The organism is Acinetobacter sp. YH12145, assembly GCF_013418335.1.
Lineage (GTDB): Bacteria > Pseudomonadota > Gammaproteobacteria > Pseudomonadales > Moraxellaceae > Acinetobacter > Acinetobacter amyesii.
This window is the reverse complement of sequence record NZ_VPCE01000009.1, coordinates 22,640-45,853: the sequence shown is the minus strand read 5'-3', so window position 1 is coordinate 45,853 and position 23,214 is coordinate 22,640. Positions and strand designations below refer to the sequence as shown.

The window sequence follows — 23,214 nt, the reverse complement described above, 5'->3', positions numbered from 1 at the left end:
TATCAGTCCTTAGCTAGGGTGGGTGCAAATGCCTTTTTTATTTGCTGTGCATCTGGATGATTTTGCACGAAATCATCTGGATAATACCCAATATGTTGCACACCATGTTGTTCTAGTAAACGGATGGTGTCAGTGAGCTCCTGATTGGAAATGGGTTTTTGATGATTCCAATCGGTCACTTGAAGTTCAAAAATGGTACGGTTCAAATTGGGGTCATATTTTTTGGCACGTTCGATCAAGTTTAAATAAAACTGACGATGGTCATCTGCTTTTTCCATATAGGGCATGGCCATGATGGCGTTGTAATCATAATGTTGATATGTACTGGCATTAGACTGGCTAAACCATTTTTCACTGTTCGGGTTCAGCACGGCTTCAGCATACATATTACGAGCAAAATGTAAGTCGGGTTGTTGCTGTTTTAAAATCTGACTGATGCCTTCAGCAAATTGGTCTAAATAGGCGGTTTTGTAGCGTGAAAATTCAAGCTGCTGCGCATGCTTTGGCTGTCCAATCAATTGTCGATCGAAGCCCCACGTTTTGTATGTCTGAAGTGCTGCGGCACTATTATCCTCAAAATCATTGAGAGTGATATCATCATGATAAAGAATGCCATCTACTTTATTCTGCTGAATAAAATCTAGAAAAATTTCTGCTGTGTATTGTTGGTTTCTCGGGTCAAAGGGCGATATCCGAATATAACCTTTCTTTTCACTTTGGCTTTTTACATATTGCAACGGGTACTGTTTCGGGAACTCCCACGCAATTAAAGGCAGCCATGCATATACAGTTTTTACTTGAGTCTGCTGTCGTATTTCGTGCAAAACACGTTGAAATAAATCTGAGCGCATTGGGATATAGCGATTTTTAAAATACACCGCATCAGCCGAACCATTGGCATCAGGGTCTGCAAAAGCCTGTAGAAAAATCGTATTGGCTTCAATGCTGCGGATACGTTCGATAAAAGCGTGGATATTTTTTTCTTGTTGAGCCTGATTGGCATCATAAACATAATCTAAGTCGATATGCATGATGCGCATACGTTTTGTAATGCTTGGCTTTTGTATATCGCTGGTCAAGGTTTGATGTACAGAATTGGCTGATGCATATTGCTTGACCAAATCTTGTATAGGGTGGTGGGCAATATGTACAGTTTCAGCACTGCTACAGCCTGAAAAGACCAAACCGAAGCAGGTCATTAGACCTATTAATTTTTTAAAGGGGCGTAGGGAAGTAACGGCATTTAAGGAAGAAGTCATATTTATACTTGCACTGAGCGTATTATCATTCGTAAATGTGTTCATCGCATATTTTGCTGCACGTTTTAGCAAGTACAGCTAAGCAGAATATGATGAATTTGAAGATTGTAGCAAGATTGCAGGGGAAGGGTTATTCTTAAAAGTGTGATTTGGTTTGCACTTTGTTGTGATCCAGTATTTCGTCATTTTACAGTCATGATTTGGTACTGAACGAATTATTTAAGCTCTCGTAAGTCTTCCTTGTCGATGATCTCAATAAAAAAAACCGCAGGATTAAGCTGCGGTTTTTTTAGCGTGTAAAACGAATTAACCAGCTTTTTTATTTAAGCTCTGAGTTAAACCGTTAATATCGCCACCTTGGATACCAAGCTCACTCATCAAGCTATCAATCAGTGGGGCCTGGCTGCGGTAGCGTAGGGCGCTATTCACCACTTGGTCTGACAAGGCAACATTACCACTACCTTCGTGGTGAGCATCACCTTGGCAAGAACCTGCATGACCACCATTTAGACCATTTACTTGCAAAATCTTAATGTCATCAATGTTTTCCATTGGTTTAACACTTTCGCGAATGATTTCTGGTAAGTATTTCAGCATCGCTAAACGAATTTGCATTTCAACCTGTTCAGATGACAATACGTTGTTTGCTTCGTTCACTGCACGTGTACCTTCAGCATCAACTTGGTATTGTTTTTCCATCGCTTGAGCCAACAGAACTTTTGCGTCAGCTTCACCTTTGGCTTTTAAGCGAACTTTTTCAGCTTCGGCTTCAGCTGCAATACGAATCGCTTCAGCTTCATCTGCGGCTGCTTGTTTACCCGCTTCAGCCGCGACAGTAATGGCAATCGCATCTTTCTCCGCTTTTTCTTTCGCAGAGACCAATTCAACAGCTTTTTGACGTTCAGCTTGTTGGATCTGACGAACGGTAATCACTTCTTCTTCGGCTTTTACCGCTTGAGCACGTGCTTGATCGGCATGTGCTTTAGCTTCAGATTCAGCACGAGATTTTTCAGCAATGGCAATGGCACGGTCTTGCTCAGCCAATTCAATGGTTTTCTTTTGTTCCACTTGGGCTTGCTGAATAATTTGTGACTTTTGAATATTTTGATTTTCAACGTCACGTGCAGCAGTAATACGCTTTAAGTCAACTTCACGTTCAGCAGCAATACGCGCTTCTTCGGCTTCACGTTTTTTAGCAGCTTCTTGTGATGCAATTTCTGCAAGCTGTTCTGCACGACGGATTGAAATTTCACGTTCTTGTTGCAGTTTTGCATATTCTTCTTCACGCAAAATTTGTAGACGTGCTTGTTCTGCTTCTAAGTTCTTGGTCTTAATTGCAAGATCTGCATCTTGTTCAATCGCATTACGTTTACGACGACGGTCTTCAATGGTTTCTGTCAGTTTAGTTAAACCTTCAGCATCGAACGCATTTTGTGGGTTAAAGTATTTAAAGCCTGTTTGGTCTAAGCCAGTTAATGAAACGGTTTCAAGTTCCAAACCGTTTTTATGTAAATCTTCAGACACCACTTGCTGAACTTTTTGTACGAAGTCGACACGTTTTTCATGCAACTCTTCCATCGCCATTTCTGCGGCAACTGCACGTAGAGAGTCAACAAATTTACCTTCAACCAAATTCTTTAACTCATTTGGCGACATGGTCTTTTGACCTAAAGTCTGTGCTGCTGTAGCAATCGAATCGGCTGTCGGTTTAACACGGACATAGAACTCCGCCATCACGTCGACACGCATACGGTCACGTGTAATCAGCGCTTGGTCATCTGCACGGCGTACTTCAAGACGTAGGGTGTTCATATTGACTGGAATAATTTCATGCAGCACAGGAAGCACAATAGCACCGCCACCTAAAATCACTTTTTCACCGCCGAAGCCTGTACGCACAAATGAAATTTCTTTACTTGAGCGACGATAAAGTCGAGCAATAATAAAACCAATAAAAATAAGTGCGGCAAAAATTATCCCGACTGAAACAAGGATACCGCTTGGAATAATGTCTAACATGGACGTTTATCTCTTTTGTTGTAGTTCAAGTTAACCCTCTAAAGTGCTAACAAGTTTGGTTTAAAAATCAGTATTTTGTTGACTCATCATGACTTCGATATATGCAGAAGGTATGACGTGTTAAATGTATTTATATGGTGTTAGAAGAACTGATCGAGCATCAATTCATTCAAAATTTAGAGCATGGTGGCTTGAAAGCCTACATTTGTTTTTTGGGTTAAAACCACTGATTGACCTTGGCTGAAAATTTCATCTTGTTCAGGTTCAACCAAAATATAATGGGTCAATCCGTGTTGATCTTTGACTTTGGCTTGAGCAGGAGACTGTGGTCGTGCATCACCCAGAATGATCGTGGCCGTTCTACCGATCAATTCATCACTATAAATGGCAGTGGTTTCATCTTGGGGTAAAATACGGGCAATGAGCATTGCGCTAAAACGTACGAAGGGCATGCACAGAAAAACACAGGCTGGTGCAATAATCCATGCACTGAACATCATACTGGTCATTTGGTTAACGATGGCTTGAATAGCAAAGCCCAACAAACTATAGACACATAAGAAAATGATGAGCCATACAAACAGTGGAATACGACCCAAATACAACCAATCGAGCACACGTGTCACGATACCTGCATCGGCATCTACACCTAGCTCTGCATTATGACCAACATCCTCAGGTAGGAATTGATCTAAGAAGCCTTGAGAACCACCCCCTAAAATTGTTAACACAATCTCAAAAAGTCCAAACAAGAACATTAAGCAGAGACTGATGCTAAACACGATATTAGACGGGTGAGTAAACAATTCCCACATTATATTTATCTCTATATTTATGCTTATAAAAAATCAAAAAAAATAATTCTGGCTGAATTTTTTTCAGTAAATAAAATAACATTATCTGTCGAAATTGTGTAAAAAAATTACAGATCAGATTAACAAAAAGTCGGCTTTTATGTGAGCTATTACTAAGTTTTTCTTTAAAAATAGGTGATCAATTAAGTCAGGATTATCTAAATCTAAAGTTAATAGTATTTCTGCTTTACCCATTTAAGATTTAAGTCATTGTGATCAATCAAATTTTCAGTCTAATTGCAGATATATAAGTGGTCGTGCTCAAGGGAGAGAAATGGCCTGTTAAACGGCACAGAAAACAATGTTAGGAAATGTAAATTTATAAGCGTCACGGCAGTGCTGAGGGCTTTGCCGTGACTTTCGATGTCATATGGAGATTTGAACTGGTGTTCAATAGAGCTATTTTTAGGTGGCTTTAACCGTTTTTATAACAATGAAGTTTGAATGCGTACTTTCATATCTAAAGCCGCTTGAACAATAAAGGTTTTCATCCACTTCACTTGTTCGCCCATCGGATTGGTTTTAATCGCAGTGTCTAAAAAGTCCATGCTTTCAAGTTGAAACAATTGCTTTTCGATCTCTTCTTCTAACTGGGTGCTATTGGCTGCGAGCGGGAAATGGATTAAGTGAAATGCTTTGGGAAAATTATAAAAAGCATAGAGCAGATTAAATGCGCGTTGATCGGCCTTTAAATTGCCAGCGCCAATTTCGTAGCCGCGATCTTGGTTACTGTGAGTCACCCCAATCAAAAACTCGAGTTTATTGTCCAAAAGTCGTAGACCGAACTGAAGGCCAATTTGGTCTGCACTCAGCTCATGTTGGATAAAGTTATTCAGCGGGCTGCCGTCATCATTTAAGGCTTCTTGGAGCACGAGCATGTGTGAAGAATGCTGATAAATATAGCCAGCAAGACCTGCGGCTTCAATCAGCGACTTTAAGGTTTCAAGCGTATAGTGACTATATGGCATATCAATAACTGTTGGAGAGCGATATAGCTACTTTAGGTAGTTTGAGCGAGTTTGAATACCGATTGTTTAGAGGATTTAGCGATTAGTTAATTGATAAAAAATTGCGTAAACTTACGGATCTCGGACTAGAATAATAATGAAATTGATAAGTCTATCGTATTAAATTAATTAAAATTGATAAGCAGTATCAGACAATTTGTATATGACGAATAAGAATATCAATATCACAAAACAAGCAATCGTTATGAAAGCTTAATCACTATAATGTATATATATCTTTAAAAGTGTAATAAGTACACATATTCTAAGCTGGTGTTGTCCATGTCATTAAATGAGGAAAGACTTACTCATCTTAAACAGCTTGAAGCTGAGAGTATTCATATCATCCGTGAAGTTGCTGCTGAGTTCGAAAACCCAGTCATGCTGTATTCAATCGGTAAAGATTCAGCGGTCATGCTGCATCTTGCTTTAAAAGCATTCTATCCTGCCAAACTTCCATTCCCACTACTGCATGTAGACACGGGTTGGAAATTTAAAGACATGATTACTTTCCGTGACAACATGGCAAAAGAGCATGGCTTTGATTTGATCGTGCATCAAAACAAAGAAGGTAAAGACGCAGGCGTGAATCCGTTCGATTATGGTAGCTCAAAATATACTGACATTATGAAAACTCAAGGCTTAAAACAAGCGCTTGATAAATATCAGTTTGATGCGGCTTTCGGTGGTGCGCGCCGTGACGAAGAGAAATCTCGTGCTAAAGAACGTGTTTACTCGTTCCGTGATACCAAACACCGTTGGGACCCTAAAAACCAACGTCCTGAACTTTGGAATCTTTACAACGGTAAAGTGAACAAAGGCGAAAGTATTCGTGTGTTCCCATTGTCTAACTGGACTGAGTTGGATATTTGGCAATACATCTACCTTGAAAATATTAAATTGGTTCCTTTGTACTTGGCTGCTGAACGTCCAGTGGTTGAGCGTAACGGTACTCTGATCATGGTTGATGATGAGCGTATGCGTTTGAACGAAGGTGAAGTGCCACAAATGAAATCGGTGCGTTTCCGTACTTTAGGTTGTTACCCACTTACAGGTGCGGTTGAATCAACTGCAACAACTTTACCGGAAATTATCCAAGAGATGCTTTTAGCCACCACATCTGAACGTCAAGGTCGTATGATCGACCATGACGAAGCAGGTTCGATGGAAAAGAAAAAGCAGGAAGGTTACTTCTAAGAATCTTAAGAAATCTCCCTTACGCAGCAGTGCTGCTCACCCTCTTTACTAAAGAGGGGGAACTCCCGAGAAAGAACGGAGCAAAGTCTCCCTTTCTTAAAGGGAGATTTAGAGGGATTAAAAAGATTCAGAAACCGATTTCAAAAGAATATGTGGAGCTTTGAGCAATGTCTCATCAATCAGATTTAATTAGCCAAGACATCTTGGCGTATTTAAAACAACACGAAAATAAAGACCTTCTACGTTTCCTGACTTGCGGTAACGTAGATGACGGTAAATCGACTTTAATCGGCCGTTTGCTTTACGATTCAAAATTGATTTATGAAGATCAATTACAAGCTGTGACTCGTGACTCTAAAAAAGTCGGTACAACGGGTGATGCGCCTGACTTGGCTTTACTTGTCGATGGTCTACAAGCAGAGCGTGAACAAGGTATTACCATTGACGTGGCTTACCGTTATTTCTCTACTGAAAAACGTAAGTTCATTATTGCTGACACCCCGGGGCATGAGCAGTACACACGTAACATGGCAACTGGTGCGTCGACTGCAGATTTAGCGATCATCTTGATTGATGCACGTTATGGCGTTCAAACGCAAACTCGTCGTCACTCATTTATTGCGAGTCTTTTGGGTATTCGTAATATCGTGGTTGCAGTGAACAAAATGGACTTGGTTGAATTCTCTGAAGCGCGCTTCAATGAAATTCAAGCAGAGTACAATGAGTTCGTAAACCAATTGGGCGACCGTAAACCTGCGAACATTATCTTCACGCCTATTTCTGCGTTGAATGGTGATAACGTTGTAAACAAATCGCCAAATACGCCGTGGTACCAAGGTCAGACTTTAATGGAGACTTTGGAAACTGTTGAAATTTCGCATGATACGAGCAAGCACGAATTCCGTTTCCCTGTTCAGTATGTTAACCGTCCGAACCTCGACTTCCGTGGCTTCTGCGGTACGATTGCACTTGGTGAAGTGAAAGTTGGCGATACCATTACTGCATTGCCATCTGGTAAGTCTTCGACTGTTAAAGAAATCGTGACTTTTGACGGTAACTTAGATCATGCAGTTGCAGGTCAAGCGGTGACTTTAACACTGAATGATGAAATTGATATTTCACGCGGTAACGTGTTGGTAAAAGCGGGCGAACAGCCTCTAATTTCACGTTCTGCACGTGCCTCTGTGGTATGGATGACGGATGCGCCTTTAGTGGTTGGCAAACTGTATAATGTGAAGTTTGGTACACAAACTATTCCTGCGAAAGTTGCGAAAATTAACTACCGTACCAATGTAAACACATTGGAAAAAACGGAAGTTGAACAGCTTGAACTGAATGCGATTGCAGATGTAACGATTGAGTTTGATGCGCCAGTGGTATTTGACCGTTATAAAGACAGCCGTTACACAGGTTCATTCATCTTTATTGACCGTTTAAGCAATGTGACCGTTGGTGCGGGTATGGTTGAGTCTGCAGTGGAATGGACTGCACACAACGAGCCTGTTACTGCTGAAGCGCGTGCTGCACGTTTAGGTCAAAAACCTGCTGCGGTAACTGTAACTGCAAAAGCACTTGAAAATGCGCAAGCGATTGAAAGCTTGTTGATTCAGCAAGGTGTGGTTGCGATTGCGAAAGCTGGTTTAACTGTAGAGCAAGTTGCACTAGTTCGTGAAACTGGTGTGGTTGTGATTACTGATAGTACTGAAGGTACTGATATGACTTATACAGTGGAGACTGCTGAAGAAGTTGCTGAGAAAATTGTTGAGTTAGTTCGTCTATAATAGATTGAATTGATTTAAAAAGACCCGCCGAAAGGCGGGTTTTTACTAACAAATTATTGTAAAGTAATTTATTTAATGTTAGTGAATTTTGAGCTTAAAATGTTTAGAAATATTATATTAAATACAAATAAAACAGAGATTGATTTTGAGATATTAAAATCCGAACAAATTTATTCTAAATTTGAAGCATGTCTCAATGCACATGGAATGTATGAAACACTGAAATTTTCTCTTAGTTTAAGTCCTGTAGTTCATAATTTGATGGATGAATTAATTGATGAAAATAATAATATTATGGATAATCCTACATATGAGCATTTTCAGGCATATTCAACCTATCTGCATGAAACTATTCATTGGTGGCAGCATGTTGGATCTGTATCTGGTTTATTATTCAGTTTGAGCTATTTGGGTATAACATACATTAACTTTGAAGATTTAAAAGAAATATATAGAGACTTTGGAGCAAAAAAATCATTAAAGTCATGGTCATCTTCAATTTTAAAAAAAGAAGGGGCGTTAGCTCAAAAAAAATTGGCTAAAGCTAATACTGTAGTAAATAATACCTTAGACATAGAATATTATCAGTTGCTTGCTTTAGAACCAAAACGATTTGCTCATTATGTAAATGGAGATAATTTTTTTGAGTCTATTGGACATTCCTATCATATGGCATATAGTCAACTGAATAGATTATTAGACACAGTTATTGATGATGAATTTAAAATTTTACCGCACCCTGAAAATTGGCAAAAGAAATTCAATGAATTATCGGATAAAAAAATAGACGGCTATTATTATGGTAGTGTGATAATTATTCCACCTATTGGTATGCTTGATATTTATGAGGGTCAAGCTAAATTTATTCAGTTACAGTTTTTAATAAGTTTATATCCAGAATTAGATTCAATGGAATATTGGTGTAATAATGGTCACTTATATGGAGTTTACTTAAGTGCATTTAATGAATACAAAAGAATTTTGAATATTGATGTAATAGAAAAAATAAGTGACCCATTAGTAGGTTTATTTTTATTAATCTGTGATTTAGCAATTAATCCGTCTGTCGGTTTTCCATTTAATATTGAAAAATATGAAAATTTTATTACAGATGTAGATGTTGGAATACGATTTTGCAAGCTTACGGTGGCTTTACGTGAAAAAATATATTTGATAGATAGGCTTAATGATTATTCCAAACAAGAATATTTATACTTAAGTTATGAATTGTGTGAGCATGCAGGATATACTCACCCTTCATTGTTATTAGATAAAATATTAAGTTGGGAAAATAAATCGGATAAATTTGTTAGTTTAATGAAGGAATATGAATCTTTTGAGTTTGATTTATCAAATCAACCAATTAGAGTTATGTTTTCTCATTTTATAGAATTTTGTAAAGATAAATCTCTAAGGCCTGAGTTTTTCTGCTGGCCATCAAAGTTTTTAATTAGTCAAGGCTCAAATCAAGAATTTAAAGAGCTGTGGCTTAAGCACCTTTCACTTTTTGGTGATCACCCTTATAAAAAAGGTGTATATCCTCGTTTAAGAAATGATCGTAAACAAGAAAATGTTCAAAAAACTTTTAATGATTTTTACGGCGGAACGGCGCTTTATGATTTAACAAGACAATGGATTTTGATAGATGGAGATTTTAAATTAAATTATAATTGGTTATCAGAAAATTATATAGAAAAAGATATTTTTGAATGGGCCAATGAAACCTTTAAATCGGTATATAGTATTGATCTACGGGAATTTGAAAATTTTAATCATAATAATATATAAAAATGATTGTTAGATAGAATTTTTTTGTTAAGATATATCTTAAATAATCTTAAGGTGTATCTTTGCTATGTCAAATTCAGACCTTCTCGACAGTAGTGATAGTCCAGTCAAAACCCGAAAACGCCTGTTTGAAGCAGGGCACATGAAACTATTGGTGCTGCATCTGATCTCCCAAGCGCCTAAGTTCAGCTATGACATTATCAAAGATGTCGGAGCAATCGTCGGCGGTGGCTACAGCCCAAGCACAGGGACAATTTACCCAACGCTGAATTACCTAGAAGAACAGCAATACATACATGCAGAACTAAATGCGGAAGACCGTAAGCAATACAGCGTTACGCAGTCAGGTTTAGCGCATCTGGATGCCGAAAAAGCCACAGTAGAGAAAATCCTCTGCCGTTTTGATACCCGCAAGCAGATTCATAACAACGAACAGTACGTCGATATCAAACGCGCGATGGAAAACCTAAAAGCATCACTACGCATCAAAATTCAGCACTGTGAACTGACACCCGAGCAGGTGTATGCCATTGCAGAAAAAATCGATCAGGCGGCAGTCGAAATCAGCCGTATGGAGGTGTCTTAGTGAAACAGCATCAATATGAAATTACGCTCAAACACATTGCAGATGCACAGGGCAATCCATCGACCTATACCGAAGCGTTGCAGTTTAATGCTTACAACCATGATGACATGTTTAAGGTGCTAGAGCATTTGACTAAAGCGCAGTTATTAGATGATGAAAAGACCAAAGCCTTTGCTGTGGGTCTGAAACTGTTTGGTGAAACCTTGTTGGAAAATAAAGACCATCCTTTATTTAAAGATTTCATGCCGCATTTCGGGCAATTTATGAAAACACTAAAACAAACCGTAAAAGCCCAGAACGCAGCCCAAGACGAATAATAGGTATTTACAGATGAATCAACTCCCAAAATTTCATCCCAAACACATGACTTGGCTGATGCCCCTAATTCTGTCCGGCATTATGAGCGGTTCAATTTCCTGCTTTAATATGCTGATGAATAAAGGCTTAGTTGAAGGCTTTCTTGGTATTTGGCTGCGCGCTTGGGGTATGTCATGGATGGTGGCGTTCCCGCTCATTTTGATCGTGTTGCCATTGGTGCGTAATACGTTAATGAAGTTTGTACGCCTGCCGAATGAGTCTGCATCCAAATAAAAGGAAAATATGCTTAGTCATGAGTTGAATGTGACTGCATCGCATCTTGAATGATGGCTGTTAATTCAGTCAGTGATTTGACACCTGCAATACGTTGAATCACTTGCCCGCGATAAAATACTAAGGTTGAAGGTAGTCCATAAACGTTATAGCGCAAGGTTAGTATCGGTGAGGAATCAATATTTACCTTGCCAAATTTGAGCTGTGCATGCTGTGCGGACATTTGACTTGCGCACTGCTCAAATACAGGGAAGTTCTGCACACAGGGCGCGCACCAGTCTGCATAGAAACGAATCACGGCAAAACCATCGAACCATTCATAGTCGCTGGCGTTATCTTCATTGTATTCAACGATCTGAGACATGCTTGGCCTATTATTCATTTACGAAATACAGTACAGATTATACATAAGTCCATGTTTATTCATTCTGCGGCATTTCTATGTTCAAATAGTGCAGAGATAGATGAATAGTCAATAATTGAAAAGGAAAAACAATGTCACAGCAAAGCATGCAGCAGGTCATTATTACTGAACCGGGCGGTGTCGATAAACTGGCGTATGAAAGCGTTGCCATCCCAGATGTGAAAGCGGATGAAGTGTTGGTTAAAGTGCATGCCTTTGGTATTAACCGTCCAGACATTTTACAGCGCCAAGGCTTGTACCCAATGCCGAAAGGGGTAACACCAGTACCGGGTCTGGAAGTGGCGGGTGAAGTAGTTGCTGTGGGTGCAGATGTCACTTTGTTTAAAGTGGGTGATAAAGTCTGCGGTCTGACCAATGGTGGCGGTTATGCAGAATATTGCGTAGTGCCTGAAAGCCAAACCATTCGTATTCCTGAAGGCGTCAGCTTTACCCAAGCAGCGGCCATTCCTGAAACGTTTTTTACAGTTTGGGCAAATGTATTCCAAATGGGTAAAGCCAAAGCAGGTGAAACGGTACTTATTCATGGCGGTACTAGCGGTATTGGTACTACAGCGATTATGTTGTGTAATGCTTTAGGTATGAAAACCTTTGCGACGGTCGGTTCAGATGAAAAAGTGGCAGCGATCTCTGATATCACGCATGCGATTAACTACAAGACTCAAGACTTTGAGCAAGTGATTAATGAAGCGACCAATGAGCAAGGTGTAGATGTTATTTTAGATATCGTTGGCGCACCGTATTTGGCGCAGAACCTCAATCTATTACGTCGTGATGGTCGTTTGGTCTATATCGCCTTCTTAGGTGGTGCAAAAGCCAAAGAGGTAAAACTGGGTCAAATCATGATGAAGCGTTTGACCATTACAGGCTCAACCATGCGTGCGCGTAATACTGCAGAAAAAGCAGAGATTGCCAAAGGCATTCAGGAAAATGTTGTTCCGTTATGGTCTAAAGGTGAATGCCTGCCAATGATCTACAAAACATTTAAGTTTGACCAAATTCAAGAAGCACATGCAGCCATGGATACAGGCGAGCATGTGGGCAAGATTGTGGTTGAAGTGATTTAAAGGATTATTTTTAAAACGCGATGTATTTGCAGGGTGTTTTAAAATAATTAAAGAGGGCAATGTCCCTCTTTTTTTATTGTCTTACTAAATTTTAGGCATAAAAAAACCAGCTTATCGCTGGGTTCTTTATTACACCATCTTCAGTAGAAGAAGAATGGTGCCCGAGGCCAGACTCGAACTGGCACGCTTTGTGGGCGGGGGATTTTAAATCCCCTGTGTCTACCGATTTCACCACTCGGGCTTAACAAGATTGGAGGCGGAGGTCGGAATCGAACCGGCGTACACGGAGTTGCAGTCCGCTGCATGACCACTCTGCCACCCCGCCATGTCTTGTTGATGCGTATATTAGCAAGCTCTGAAAAAAAAACAATAGCAGATTCATCTGTATGAGCATAAAAGCAGCATACAAGGTAAAAAATTTAAAATAATCATGTATTATGTGCAAAATTGATTCATATCATCACTTGGAGAAGTGCCGTGGCATTAGTTTTAGATGGTCGTGCATTGGCGAAGAAAATTGAAGCTGACTTGTTGACTCGCGTAGAAGCGCTAAAAGAGAAAACTGGTCGTACCCCAATTCTTGCGACTATTTTGGTAGGTGACGATGGTGCATCTGCAACTTATGTACGTATGAAAGGGAATGCTTGCCGCCGAGTTGGTATGGATTCATTAAAAGTTGAGCTTCCTAAAGAAACTACAACTGAGCAATTGCTTGCTGAAATTGAAAAATTGAATGCAAACCCTGATGTTCACGGTATTTTGTTACAACACCCTGTACCTGCTCAAATTGATGAGCGTGCTTGTTTCGATGCGATCTCTCTTGAAAAAGACGTAGATGGCGTAACTTGCTTAGGTTTTGGTCGTATGGCGATGGGTGAAGCGGCATATGGTTCTGCAACACCAGCAGGTATCATGACCATTCTAAAAGAAAACAACATTGAAATCGCAGGTAAACATGCGGTTGTTGTGGGTCGTTCTGCAATTTTAGGTAAACCAATGTCTGCGATGCTACTTGAAGCGAATGCAACAGTGACCACTTGCCACTCACGTACTCAAAACTTAGCTGACTTTGTTAAGCAAGCTGACATTATTGTGGGTGCGGTAGGTAAAGCTGAATTGATTCAAAAAGATTGGATCAAACCAGGTGCAGTGGTTGTTGATGCTGGCTTTCATCCACGTGATGGCGGCGGTGTAGGTGATATCCAATTGGTGGGTATTGAAGAAGTTGCTTCTGCTTATACACCTGTTCCGGGTGGTGTAGGTCCTATGACCATTACAACGTTGATTCGTCAAACTGTTGAAGCTGCTGAAAAAGCGTTGGGTTAATCTTTTAATAAAAAGATATTAAAGTCACAACGGAGTCTTACCGTTGTGACTAAAATGTAAGAAGCTCGTATGTTACTTTTGTTTCGGCAAAAGTAACCAAAACCATTTGTCATCTGCTGAACTCGACAGAATCAGTCTTTTGATTAATGGTATCGCAGAAACAGTGTTCATTCGATTAAGGTCTGTCTCGCACAGCAGCAGATGACGATGTCGCATATCTAATACGTTTATAAATTCAAATAAAATCATCTCCAAGGCTTAATATGAGCTGTACTTTCCAATTCCCCAAAGCCCCTGAACATTTACTGAAAGCGCTGCATGAAGTCATTCCGCATTGTGAACTACATGCACAACAGTTGCCTGAAACGCCTATTTCTCTATGGTTGATTCCACCGGTATTTCCAACCGATAAATTGGATGATGAAGTCATTCGAAGGATTTGGAACGACACACCGTATTGGATATTTTGCTGGGCATCTGGTCTTGCGATGGCGCAGTGGTTGTTGGCAGAGCCGCATCATGTCAAAGACAAATTGGTATTAGATTTTGGCGCAGGTTCGGGTGTGGTTGCGATTGCCGCGAAAATGGCAGGTGCAAAACGCGTGATCTGCTGTGACATCGATCAAGTGAGTCTAGATGCCTGCCGTGCCAATGCAGAGTTGAATAATGTTGAACTCGAATATTTGGACGATCTGTATAAAGTTGAACAAGTCGATATTTTATTGGCTGCCGATGTGCTATATGATCAATGCAATCGTTTCTTTTTGGATGAATTTTTAAAGTTTGCTCCAGAAGTGTGGGTGGCAGACAGTCGTGTGAAAAACTTTAGTCATCCTAAATATGAAAAACTCGATGAGCGAAGCGCGACGACATGGCCTGATTTAGATGAATCACCTGAGTTTCGTAATGTGAGTTTTTATAAAACACTATAAATATTGAACCCATAAAAAAGACGCTCAACGCGTCTTTTTTGTCTTTTGAACAACATATTTTATTAAGAGCAGGTATAGCGAACCACACGTAATGTTGCAGGGCGAGCATCGAGTGCATCACGTGCACCTAAGTTTTCAGAGTTACGTAGGTCTGGGGTGTTTGACAGTCCAAAGTTCGCACGTGTATTACCAATTTGACGGCCGTACTGGGTATTTTCCAAAGCAGGATTTGCAATTTCGTTCACGCTTAAGATTTGCAATTTATAGGTCTTTTGCGTATTTAATACTTTTTGGCAAGCACGTTGTAATTTATTGGCATCCAGTTGTTGGTTTTGGCGACCCGCTAAAGTATATGCAAGTGTTGCGCTATCTGCAGATTTGGACTCTATTTGAAAGCCCGTTTGACCATTAAAAGCACGTGGAGTACTTTGGCAAGCAGCCATCGACATTGCAACAATACCCAAACTTAAAACTTTGTAAATATTTTTCATCATTCATTCGCCGTGTGTATTTGTACGCTCAGTATGCCATAGACCGTCTGTCGACTCGATGGCGAAAACCAAGAAAGCCATAGAAGTTTGATTAAATCTTTGATGTAGCTAGAACGATAAATAGATGGAAATTGATATAAAAAAAGCTCATCAAAATAGGCTTTGATGAGCTTAAGTGGAATAGCAGGGCTGAGCGACTTAATCGTCAGTGATCATGCTATGTTTTTTCGTATCTTTCATGAAGACATAGGTAATTAAAGATAAACCAATCATGAATGTAATGTAGTAGAAGAAGTAGTTTTCATGGCCTGCATTTTTGAAGCTCAAAGCTACAAGTTCTGCGGTACCACCAAAGAGTGTGTTCGCGATGGCATAAGGCAATGCAACACCTAAGGCACGGATGTGTGCAGGGAACAACTCTGCTTTTACTACGGCATTAATCGCAGTATAACCAGTGACAATCACCATACCGCTCATGCAAAGCATAAATGCTGTGGTTGGGCTGGTAGTTGAACCGATACCATTGAAAATAGGAATGGTAAACAGCACACCAAGCACACCAAAGGCGATCATAATTGGCTTACGACCAATTTTGTCTGAAAGCGCACCGACAGCAGGTTGTAAAAGCATGAAGATGAAAATTGCAGCAGTGGTAATTTCAGTTGCTGTGGTTTTTTCAAAGCCAGACGTGTTGACCAAATATTTTTGTAAATATGTGGTAAAAGTGTTGAACGCTAAAGTACCACCGGCAGTCAACATTATCACAGTGAAGGCTTGTTTAGGGTATTTGGTAAATAACGCTAAAGCACCTGATTTTGGACCACCATTTTTAGCTTGTTCTTGAGCTTCTTTAGAGGATTGAGTTTCAACTAAACCGCGACGAATCCAGAACACCACAATAGCGAGTAATGCACCGATGAAGAACGGAACACGCCAGCCCCATTCAGTTAAAGCTTGTTCTGAGAAATTGCGTTGTAAGATAATTAAAACGCAAAGTGCCAATAGCTGACCTGAAATCAGTGTGACATATTGGAAACTTGAGAAGAAACCACGATGGTTTTTACCTGCCATTTCAGTCAAATAGGTGGCACTAGAACCATATTCACCACCAACACTTAAGCCTTGGAGTAAACGCGCTAAAAGTAGAATAGCGGGTGCGAGCATCCCTACAGAATCGTAGGTTGGTGCACATGCGATCATCAGTGAGCCGACACACATCAACGATACAGACAGCGTTAAACCTGCTTTACGACCTTTACGGTCAGCATAAATACCCATGACCCATGCGCCGATTGGACGCATTAAGAAACCGAGTGCAAAGACTGCAGCCGCTTGTAAGAGTTTTACAGTATTGTCACCATCAGGGAAAAATTGCGGTGCAAAGTAAAGGGTAAAGGCAGCGTAGACATACCAGTCGTACCATTCAACGAGGTTGCCGGCAGATCCGCCGAGGATAGATTTGACACGAGTTTTTCTATCCAATTGTTCAGGAACAACTGGCTCAGATGAGTTTGACACATCATTCTCCAAGGAATGAATGCAAAACATATCCATTTAAACTCTTTGGGAAAAGTTTAAATCAATATATTTTGTCGAAATGGGAGATGAAACTATATTTATTTAATTTATACTCCTGTTGTCGCAGAAAATCATGCGACTTTAGTCTATAAAATGCGATTTTTTTAAACAGATACATTTTTCACGACTAAATGAAAACAACAAAGCCTCATAGATTGAGGCTTTGATTGGAAAAACATGCTGTTTTTGATCAGCTTGATCAATAAGTCGTCATCAAATGACCCAGATCAATGCTCCTGAATTTTGGAATGGTGTTTGGTGTCTTTCATAAAGACGTAGACCAATAACGAAATAAAAATCATGATGGTCACATAGATGAAGAACCAAGACTCGTGACCAGCTTCTTTAAAACTTAACGCGAAGAATTCTGCCGTACCACCAAAGATGGTATTTGCAAGTGCATAAACGGGGTACATCAAAACTGAAGGCTTCTGCAGCTGAACATGCAATATATAAAAGCTTGAAATAAAATTTTAAAAAAGATTAGGTTGAAAAAAAATACAAATCAACTGCTTGTAATTATGTTTGCTTTGAATATAGGTTCTGACTTTAAAATGATTGATTTCATGCTTGAGCCAGCAAGCTTTTAAACGTACATTTAAAATATAACTTCTCATTTATTGAAGGATATAAAAAACTCAGCGTACAGATATCTTGATCAAAATAGGTACTTGATCAAAAAAGCATGATCAATGAGAAAAATAATAAAGCAAAGAAAACGAAGCATTGTTGAATAAAAAGACATAGCGGGAGGGAGCGATGAATACACAACAACAATCAATATATGACATGGTGGTCATTGGTGGTGGAATAAATGGTGTTGGTATTGCCTGTGATGCAGCGGGGCGGGGTTTAAGTGTTTTGCTCTGTGAAAAAGACGATCTCGCGAGCCACACTTCATCTGCAAGTAGCAAATTAATTCATGGTGGTCTTCGCTATTTAGAGCATAAAGAATTTCGTTTGGTACGTGAAGCACTGGCAGAACGCGAAGTTCTCCTTAAAAAAGCCCCCCATATTATTCGACCGATGCGTTTTATCATGCCACATGAACCGCATTTACGTCCGGCTTGGCTAATTCGGACTGGATTATTCTTTTATGACTATTTGGGTAAGCGAGAACAGCTTGCTGGCTCCAATGGTATTGAATTTGATGTGAAAGTTAGTCCTTTAGCACCCAGATTTACTCGAGGATTTGAATATTCCGACTGCGCTGTGGATGATGCACGCTTGGTTGTACTCAATGCGATACAAGCACGCGAATTTGGTGCACAGATTCTGACTAGAACAGAATGTTTAAATGCATATAGTAAAGCTGGAATTTGGCAAGTGTGTTTGAAAAATACCAAGGGTTTGCAAAATGTGCAGGCTAAAGTATTGGTGAATGCGGCAGGTCCTTGGGTTGCTGACTTTATAAAACAGGGGTTAAAGCAAGAGTCACCTTATGGTATACGGCTGATACAAGGTAGCCATATCATTGTTCCAAAGCTCTTTGATGGTGATAAAGCTTTTATTATGCAAAATGATGATCATCGCATTGTTTTTGCGATCCCATATTTAGAACAATATACCTTGATCGGCACGACAGATCGTGAATATCATGCAGACCCAAATCGAGTAAAGATAAGCCAAGAAGAAATCGATTACTTGCTTGATGTGTCAAATGATCACTTTAAAACTCAATTGACGCAAACGGACATAATTTCAACCTATTCAGGTGTGCGTCCGCTGTGTGATGATGAATCAGATAATCCAGCAGCAGTCACGCGAGATTATACTTTGGCACTGACAGATGTAGAAGGTGCAGCATTGCTATCAATTTTTGGTGGCAAGCTCACCACCTATCGAAAACTCGCAGAAGCGGCGCTAGATCAGCTTAAAACTGTTTTTCATCATCGATCCAAGCCTTGGACTGCTGATACAGCATTGCCTGGTGCGGAAAATTTAGAATCAATCGAGCAGTTGATAGTTGAAATCCAACAAAATGTTAAAGGTGTTTCAAGCAGTCTAGCAAGTCGTTGGGCGTATGCTTATGGAACCCGTGTCTGGATTTTGCTGAATCATTTAACTTCGATTGATGAGCTTGGGCAAAACTTCGGGCATGGCTTGTATGCTCAAGAAGTAGATTATTTGGTTGAGCATGAGTGGGCGAGAAGCTCTGAAGATATTTTGCAAAGACGCACAAACTTATATTTGCAATTCAGTGCATCTGAAGTTGATGTTTTGGACGAGTACTTAATGGCAATACGTATAAAGCAAAAAGCTCAAGATGTGGCTTAGTTGATATAAAAAAGACCGCGCAAGGCGGTCTTTTAAATCTTTCTTAATCCCTCTTTTAATGGAGGGAAATTAAAGGCCGATTAAGCAGATTTTTTTACAGCTTCTAAAAGTTCGTCTTGACGTACTTTAAGTGCTTTTGGTAAGCGATCACCAAGTTTGTTGAACAATTCAGTGTGGCTTTCAAGTTCTTTGATCCATTGATCTTTATCTTGAGAAGTTACAAGCTCGAATTGCTCTTTAGTGAAGTCTGAACCAGTCCAGTTCAATTGTTCGTATGTTGGAACAAGGCCGATAGGTGTTTCAACAGCGTCTGCACGACCTTCACAACGGTCAATGATCCACTCAAGAACACGCATGTTTTGACCGAAACCAGGCCATACAAAGTTACCTTCAGCATCACGACGGAACCAGTTCACGTTGTAGATACCAGGAAGTTTATTGCCAGCAGCTTTAGCTTTAGCAGCAACTTCTTCACCAAGTTCTAACCAGTGAGAGAAGTAGTCAGCCATGTTGTAACCCGCAAATGGAAGCATTGCGAATGGGTCACGACGAACGATACCTTGTTGACCAACAGCAGCAGCAGTTGTTTCAGAGCCCATAGTTGCAGCTTTGTAAACACCGTCAACCCAGTCAAATGCTTCTGAAATTAGAGGCACTGTGTCTGCACGACGACCACCGAAGATGAACGCAGAAATTGGAACACCTGCTGGATTTTCCCAGTCAGCATCAATAGAAGGACATTGACCAGCTGAAACAGTGAAACGAGCATTTGGATGAGCTGCTTTTTCTTCGCCGGTGTGTGGTTGACCTTTCCAGTTAGTCAAGTTAGCAGGCGCTTCTTTAGTCAGACCTTCCCACCATACTTCACCTTCGTCAGTTACAGCAACGTTGGTATAGATTACGTCTTTATGAAGAGTCGCCATACAGTTCGGGTTAGTCTTGGTATTTGTACCAGGTGCTACACCGAAGAAACCAGCTTCAGGGTTGATTGCATATAAACGACCATCTTCACCTGGTTTGATCCAAGCAATATCGTCACCTACAGTTTCAATTTTCCAACCTTCGTAACCCGCTGGTGGAATCAACATTGCGAAGTTTGTTTTACCACAAGCAGAAGGGAATGCAGCTGCGATGTAGTGTTTTTCGCCTTGTGGGTTAGTCACGCCAAGGATGAGCATATGTTCAGCTAACCAGCCTTGTTGACGACCCATAGAAGATGCAATACGTAAAGCTAGGCATTTTTTACCCAACAATGCGTTACCGCCGTAACCAGAACCGTAAGACCAGATTTCACGAGTTTCTGGATAATGAACGATGTATTTTTCAGGGTTGCAAGGCCAAGCAACGTCTTTTTGACCTTCTTCAAGCGGAGCACCAACAGTGTGTACGCAAGGAATGAAGTCACCGTCAGTACCAAGTACGTCATAAACAGCTTTACCCATACGAGCCATTTTAGACATGCTTACAGCAACGTAAGGAGAATCAGTAAGTTCGATACCGATGTGAGCAATATGAGAACCTAAAGGACCCATAGAGAAAGGAACTACGTACAAAGTACGGCCTTTCATTGAACCGTCAAATAAACCATTCAGACGAGCACGCATTTCAGCTGGAGCTTCCCAGTTGTTTGTTGCGCCTGCATCTTCTTGTTTTTCAGAACAGATGTAAGTACGACCTTCAACACGAGCAACGTCAGAAGGATCAGAATTAGCAAGGTAAGAACCAGGATGTTTTTCTTGGTTAAGTTCTTGCATAGTGCCGTTAGCGATCATCAAGTCGATATAACGTTGATATTCTTCTGCGCTACCGTCACACCATTCGATTTTTGCTGGTTTGGTTAATTTGGCAATTTCTTCCACCCAAGCAATGAGCTTAGGGTGACGAACGAATTCTGGTGCGTTCACTTGGGTCATGGTGAGGCCTATCTCAAAAATGTACTAACCGTACAAAGTATAATCTGCATCATGGGATACATCATGCAGATAAAAGATGAAAAAAAAGTGGCTGTATTAAAGCATAAAATCATAAAAAAAATAAGACTAAAGAAGTGGTAGATTTTTTTTGGTAGTTAATGCTATTTATATTAAATATAGATAAAATACAATAACTTAAAATATTATATGGTGAATTTTAACTTTATTTATTAACGTGATGGACAATATTTTATATAGTTATTTTTAATAAAAACAAAAAGTTGCATGTAATTGATATTTGAGAATTATTATTGATTAAATAAATGGTGGTAATTCGATTTTTACATAAAGGCGCTATTATTTGCTGTTAAATTCGACAAAATACAATACTAAGCGGCCAAGATGTATAAAAAGTGATTAAACAAGCCAAGCCTTTATCTATTATCTATAATAAAAAATCAGGATTTCATGCTGCAAATAAAGATGAAGTCTACGAGGAGCTTGTGCGGATATTATCCGATCATAATTTCGAAATACAGTCATTTGAGCTTGGGCAGGAAGCGAGTTTTGATACTTTAATGAGCAAGGTATTTGCACGCCATCAAGACCCTGATAATTTGGGTGTTGTGGTTGCTGCAGGTGGTGATGGAACCTTAAATGCTGTTGCTCATCAGTTGATGCATACCGATATTCCTATGGGGGTCTTACCTTTGGGCACATTTAATTATGTGGCGCGGGTACTCAATATTCCTCTCGATTTAATTCAAGCGGCACAGGTGATTGCGACAGGCAATAATCGACAGGTGCACGTGGCGCAAATCAATGAACATATCTATTTAAACAATGCCAGTTTGGGCTTGTATCCTTTATTTATACAAAAAAGAGAATTTTATAATCAAAAGTTTGGGCGTTTCCCATTGCATGCTTATACCTCAGGTTTGGATGTGCTGATTCGAGATCGTAAAGAGCTGAAATTGGAAATAGAAGTGGATCATCATATTTATCCAGTCAAAACGCCCTTGATCTTTTTTGGCAATAATCAATTGCAATTGGCCGATTTAAACTTGCAAATTGCTAAGGATGCAGAGGCAGGTAAAGTTGCAGGTGTGGTGGTCGCAAAAAGTGATAAGAAAACGTTATTTAAAATTTTATGGCAATTGATCCGTGGCAATATCGACAATGCGCCAGATGTGTATAGTTTTGCCGCTGATGAAGTCACGATACATACCCAACGAAAAAAAATGACCGTTGCTGTGGATGGTGAGATTGTAGAAATGAAACCGCCGCTTAAAATTCGAGTGCAAAAACAAGCCTTAAAGATACGGGTGCCACATGATACTGCATCTGTCTGATTTGCATTTTGGCACTGAAAAGCCAGAGTGTATACGTGCTATTCAGCAATTTTGTCATGAACAGCGTATCGAGGCCGTGGTTGCCAGTGGAGACTTGACCCAACGTGCGCGCTATCGCCAGTTTTATGCATGTAAGCAATTTTTAGAAAGCTTAAATTTGCCATATATCGTTGTGCCGGGGAATCATGATATTCCGCTATATCATTTATGGAACCGTGTTTTTAGCCCTTTTGCACGTTATCAACTTTTTTTTGGTGCCATGGAAAATGTACTGGAAACCGAGCATTTTTATTTAATTGGGATCAATAGTATTCGCCGTCGTTACCATACGCGAGGGCATGTATCGCTCGAGCAAATACATCATGTCGAGGAATTACTTAAACATGCGCCGCCCAATAAAGTGAAATTAATCATAGCGCATCAACCTTTTTATACGCCGCCCAATGACCCGCATGGTGTGAAAGATTGTCCTGTTCAAGGGCGTTTGGCACTCGAACAGTGGAGTCAACACGGTTTAAATGGTTTATTGCATGGACATTTACATGTTCCAGCCAGCTATGACCTCAATCAGATTTATGCTTTAGGTGCTGCGCATCCAGTTTGGGATATTCATGCTGGAACTGCAACGTCATATCGCCTACACGATAACCTTGCCAACAGTTTTAATGTCATTGATGAGCAGATGAATGTGCAGCATTATTTTTATCATTCAAAGTTAAAAATATTCGAAGAAAATCTTAGTACTCATATTTTGGATGAGCTTTAATCCTTTAAA

General features: G+C 40.0%; 20 protein-coding genes, 2 tRNA genes and 1 pseudogene. 12 read left to right on the top strand and 11 right to left on the bottom strand.

Going from position 1 to position 23,214, the window contains the following annotated elements; genetic code table 11:
• Positions 1–2: 2 nt before the first annotated feature.
• From pgaB to FTU80_RS11390, 4 genes are all read right to left on the bottom strand, one after another.
• Complete coding sequence (gene pgaB, locus FTU80_RS11405; protein WP_180085131.1) at positions 3–1,259, bottom strand: poly-beta-1,6-N-acetyl-D-glucosamine N-deacetylase PgaB; 1,257 nt, start codon at positions 1,257–1,259, stop codon at positions 3–5.
• Positions 1,260–1,565: 306 nt separating this feature from the next.
• Positions 1,566–3,278: a flotillin family protein gene (locus FTU80_RS11400; RefSeq protein WP_078192981.1), complete on the bottom strand. Its 1,713-nt coding sequence runs from the start codon at positions 3,276–3,278 to the stop codon at positions 1,566–1,568.
• 176 nt (positions 3,279–3,454) lie between these two features.
• Positions 3,455–4,093: a YqiJ family protein gene (locus tag FTU80_RS11395; protein WP_180024121.1), complete on the bottom strand. Its 639-nt coding sequence runs from the start codon at positions 4,091–4,093 to the stop codon at positions 3,455–3,457.
• A gap of 464 nt (positions 4,094–4,557) precedes the next feature.
• Complete coding sequence (locus FTU80_RS11390; protein WP_180085130.1) at positions 4,558–5,100, bottom strand: hypothetical protein; 543 nt, start codon at positions 5,098–5,100, stop codon at positions 4,558–4,560.
• Between the two features lie 321 nt (positions 5,101–5,421).
• On the opposite strand from FTU80_RS11390, the gene cysD reads away from it, so the two are divergent.
• The 6 genes from cysD to FTU80_RS11360 all read left to right on the top strand — a co-directional run bounded on the left by cysD (position 5,422) and on the right by FTU80_RS11360 (position 11,082).
• Positions 5,422–6,336, top strand: a complete 915-nt coding sequence (gene cysD / locus FTU80_RS11385; protein ID WP_078189893.1) for a sulfate adenylyltransferase subunit CysD — start codon at positions 5,422–5,424, stop codon at positions 6,334–6,336.
• A gap of 167 nt (positions 6,337–6,503) precedes the next feature.
• Positions 6,504–8,117 (top strand): sulfate adenylyltransferase subunit CysN, encoded by a 1,614-nt coding sequence (gene cysN, locus FTU80_RS11380; RefSeq protein ID WP_180085129.1) that lies wholly within the window; start codon positions 6,504–6,506, stop codon positions 8,115–8,117.
• 99 nt (positions 8,118–8,216) lie between these two features.
• The gene (locus FTU80_RS11375) at positions 8,217–9,905 is read left to right on the top strand and encodes a hypothetical protein (RefSeq protein WP_180085128.1); all 1,689 of its coding nucleotides are present in this window, start codon (positions 8,217–8,219) and stop codon (positions 9,903–9,905) included.
• Positions 9,906–9,972: 67 nt separating this feature from the next.
• Entirely contained in the window at positions 9,973–10,491 is a 519-nt protein-coding gene (locus FTU80_RS11370; RefSeq protein ID WP_180085127.1) for a PadR family transcriptional regulator, read from the top strand.
• The gene (locus tag FTU80_RS11365) at positions 10,491–10,808 is read left to right on the top strand and encodes a DUF3861 domain-containing protein (RefSeq protein ID WP_180011006.1); all 318 of its coding nucleotides are present in this window, start codon (positions 10,491–10,493) and stop codon (positions 10,806–10,808) included. The genes FTU80_RS11370 and FTU80_RS11365 overlap by 1 nt, the downstream gene beginning before the upstream one ends.
• A 13-nt stretch (positions 10,809–10,821) precedes the next feature.
• Positions 10,822–11,082, top strand: coding sequence for a DUF2798 domain-containing protein (locus FTU80_RS11360; RefSeq protein ID WP_111885646.1), 261 nt, complete (start codon positions 10,822–10,824; stop codon positions 11,080–11,082).
• A gap of 13 nt (positions 11,083–11,095) precedes the next feature.
• Here the strand turns inward: FTU80_RS11360 and FTU80_RS11355 are convergent, their stop codons facing one another.
• Positions 11,096–11,446, bottom strand: coding sequence for a co-chaperone YbbN (locus FTU80_RS11355; protein WP_180085126.1), 351 nt, complete (start codon positions 11,444–11,446; stop codon positions 11,096–11,098).
• A gap of 131 nt (positions 11,447–11,577) precedes the next feature.
• On the opposite strand from FTU80_RS11355, the gene FTU80_RS11350 reads away from it, so the two are divergent.
• Complete coding sequence (locus FTU80_RS11350; protein WP_180085124.1) at positions 11,578–12,570, top strand: NAD(P)H-quinone oxidoreductase; 993 nt, start codon at positions 11,578–11,580, stop codon at positions 12,568–12,570.
• Positions 12,571–12,725: 155 nt separating this feature from the next.
• Here the strand turns inward: FTU80_RS11350 and FTU80_RS11345 are convergent.
• Both FTU80_RS11345 and FTU80_RS11340 read right to left on the bottom strand, forming a co-directional pair.
• Positions 12,726–12,811, bottom strand: a tRNA-Leu gene (locus FTU80_RS11345).
• A gap of 10 nt (positions 12,812–12,821) precedes the next feature.
• Positions 12,822–12,895, bottom strand: a tRNA-Cys gene (locus tag FTU80_RS11340).
• Between the two features lie 152 nt (positions 12,896–13,047).
• Between FTU80_RS11340 and folD the strand changes: the two genes are divergently transcribed.
• The gene (gene folD / locus FTU80_RS11335) at positions 13,048–13,896 is read left to right on the top strand and encodes a bifunctional methylenetetrahydrofolate dehydrogenase/methenyltetrahydrofolate cyclohydrolase FolD (protein ID WP_078192972.1); all 849 of its coding nucleotides are present in this window, start codon (positions 13,048–13,050) and stop codon (positions 13,894–13,896) included.
• Between the two features lie 263 nt (positions 13,897–14,159).
• Positions 14,160–14,828, top strand: coding sequence for a methyltransferase (locus FTU80_RS11330; protein WP_180085122.1), 669 nt, complete (start codon positions 14,160–14,162; stop codon positions 14,826–14,828).
• Between the two features lie 62 nt (positions 14,829–14,890).
• Here FTU80_RS11330 and FTU80_RS11325 read toward each other — a convergent pair whose 3' ends face one another.
• The 3 genes and pseudogenes from FTU80_RS11325 to FTU80_RS11315 all read right to left on the bottom strand — a co-directional run.
• Entirely contained in the window at positions 14,891–15,319 is a 429-nt protein-coding gene (locus FTU80_RS11325) for a hypothetical protein (protein WP_078193296.1), read from the bottom strand.
• Positions 15,320–15,517: 198 nt separating this feature from the next.
• The gene (locus FTU80_RS11320; protein WP_078190125.1) at positions 15,518–16,837 is read right to left on the bottom strand and encodes an MFS transporter; all 1,320 of its coding nucleotides are present in this window, start codon (positions 16,835–16,837) and stop codon (positions 15,518–15,520) included.
• A gap of 287 nt (positions 16,838–17,124) precedes the next feature.
• Positions 17,125–17,301: pseudogene (locus tag FTU80_RS11315) on the bottom strand (alpha-ketoglutarate permease); the annotation flags it as partial.
• Positions 17,302–17,656: 355 nt separating this feature from the next.
• Here FTU80_RS11315 and glpD point away from each other — a divergent pair.
• Positions 17,657–19,174 (top strand): glycerol-3-phosphate dehydrogenase, encoded by a 1,518-nt coding sequence (gene glpD / locus FTU80_RS11310; RefSeq protein ID WP_180085120.1) that lies wholly within the window; start codon positions 17,657–17,659, stop codon positions 19,172–19,174.
• Between the two features lie 80 nt (positions 19,175–19,254).
• Here the strand turns inward: glpD and FTU80_RS11305 are convergent, their stop codons facing one another.
• Positions 19,255–21,087: a phosphoenolpyruvate carboxykinase (GTP) gene (locus FTU80_RS11305; RefSeq protein ID WP_180007483.1), complete on the bottom strand. Its 1,833-nt coding sequence runs from the start codon at positions 21,085–21,087 to the stop codon at positions 19,255–19,257.
• 413 nt (positions 21,088–21,500) lie between these two features.
• Here FTU80_RS11305 and FTU80_RS11300 point away from each other — a divergent pair, with 413 nt between their 5' ends.
• Entirely contained in the window at positions 21,501–22,439 is a 939-nt protein-coding gene (locus FTU80_RS11300; RefSeq protein ID WP_180024133.1) for a diacylglycerol kinase family protein, read from the top strand.
• Positions 22,420–23,205, top strand: a complete 786-nt coding sequence (locus FTU80_RS11295) for a metallophosphoesterase (protein ID WP_180085118.1) — start codon at positions 22,420–22,422, stop codon at positions 23,203–23,205. Before FTU80_RS11300 ends, FTU80_RS11295 begins: the two co-directional genes overlap by 20 nt.
• Positions 23,206–23,214: the final 9 nt, after the last annotated feature.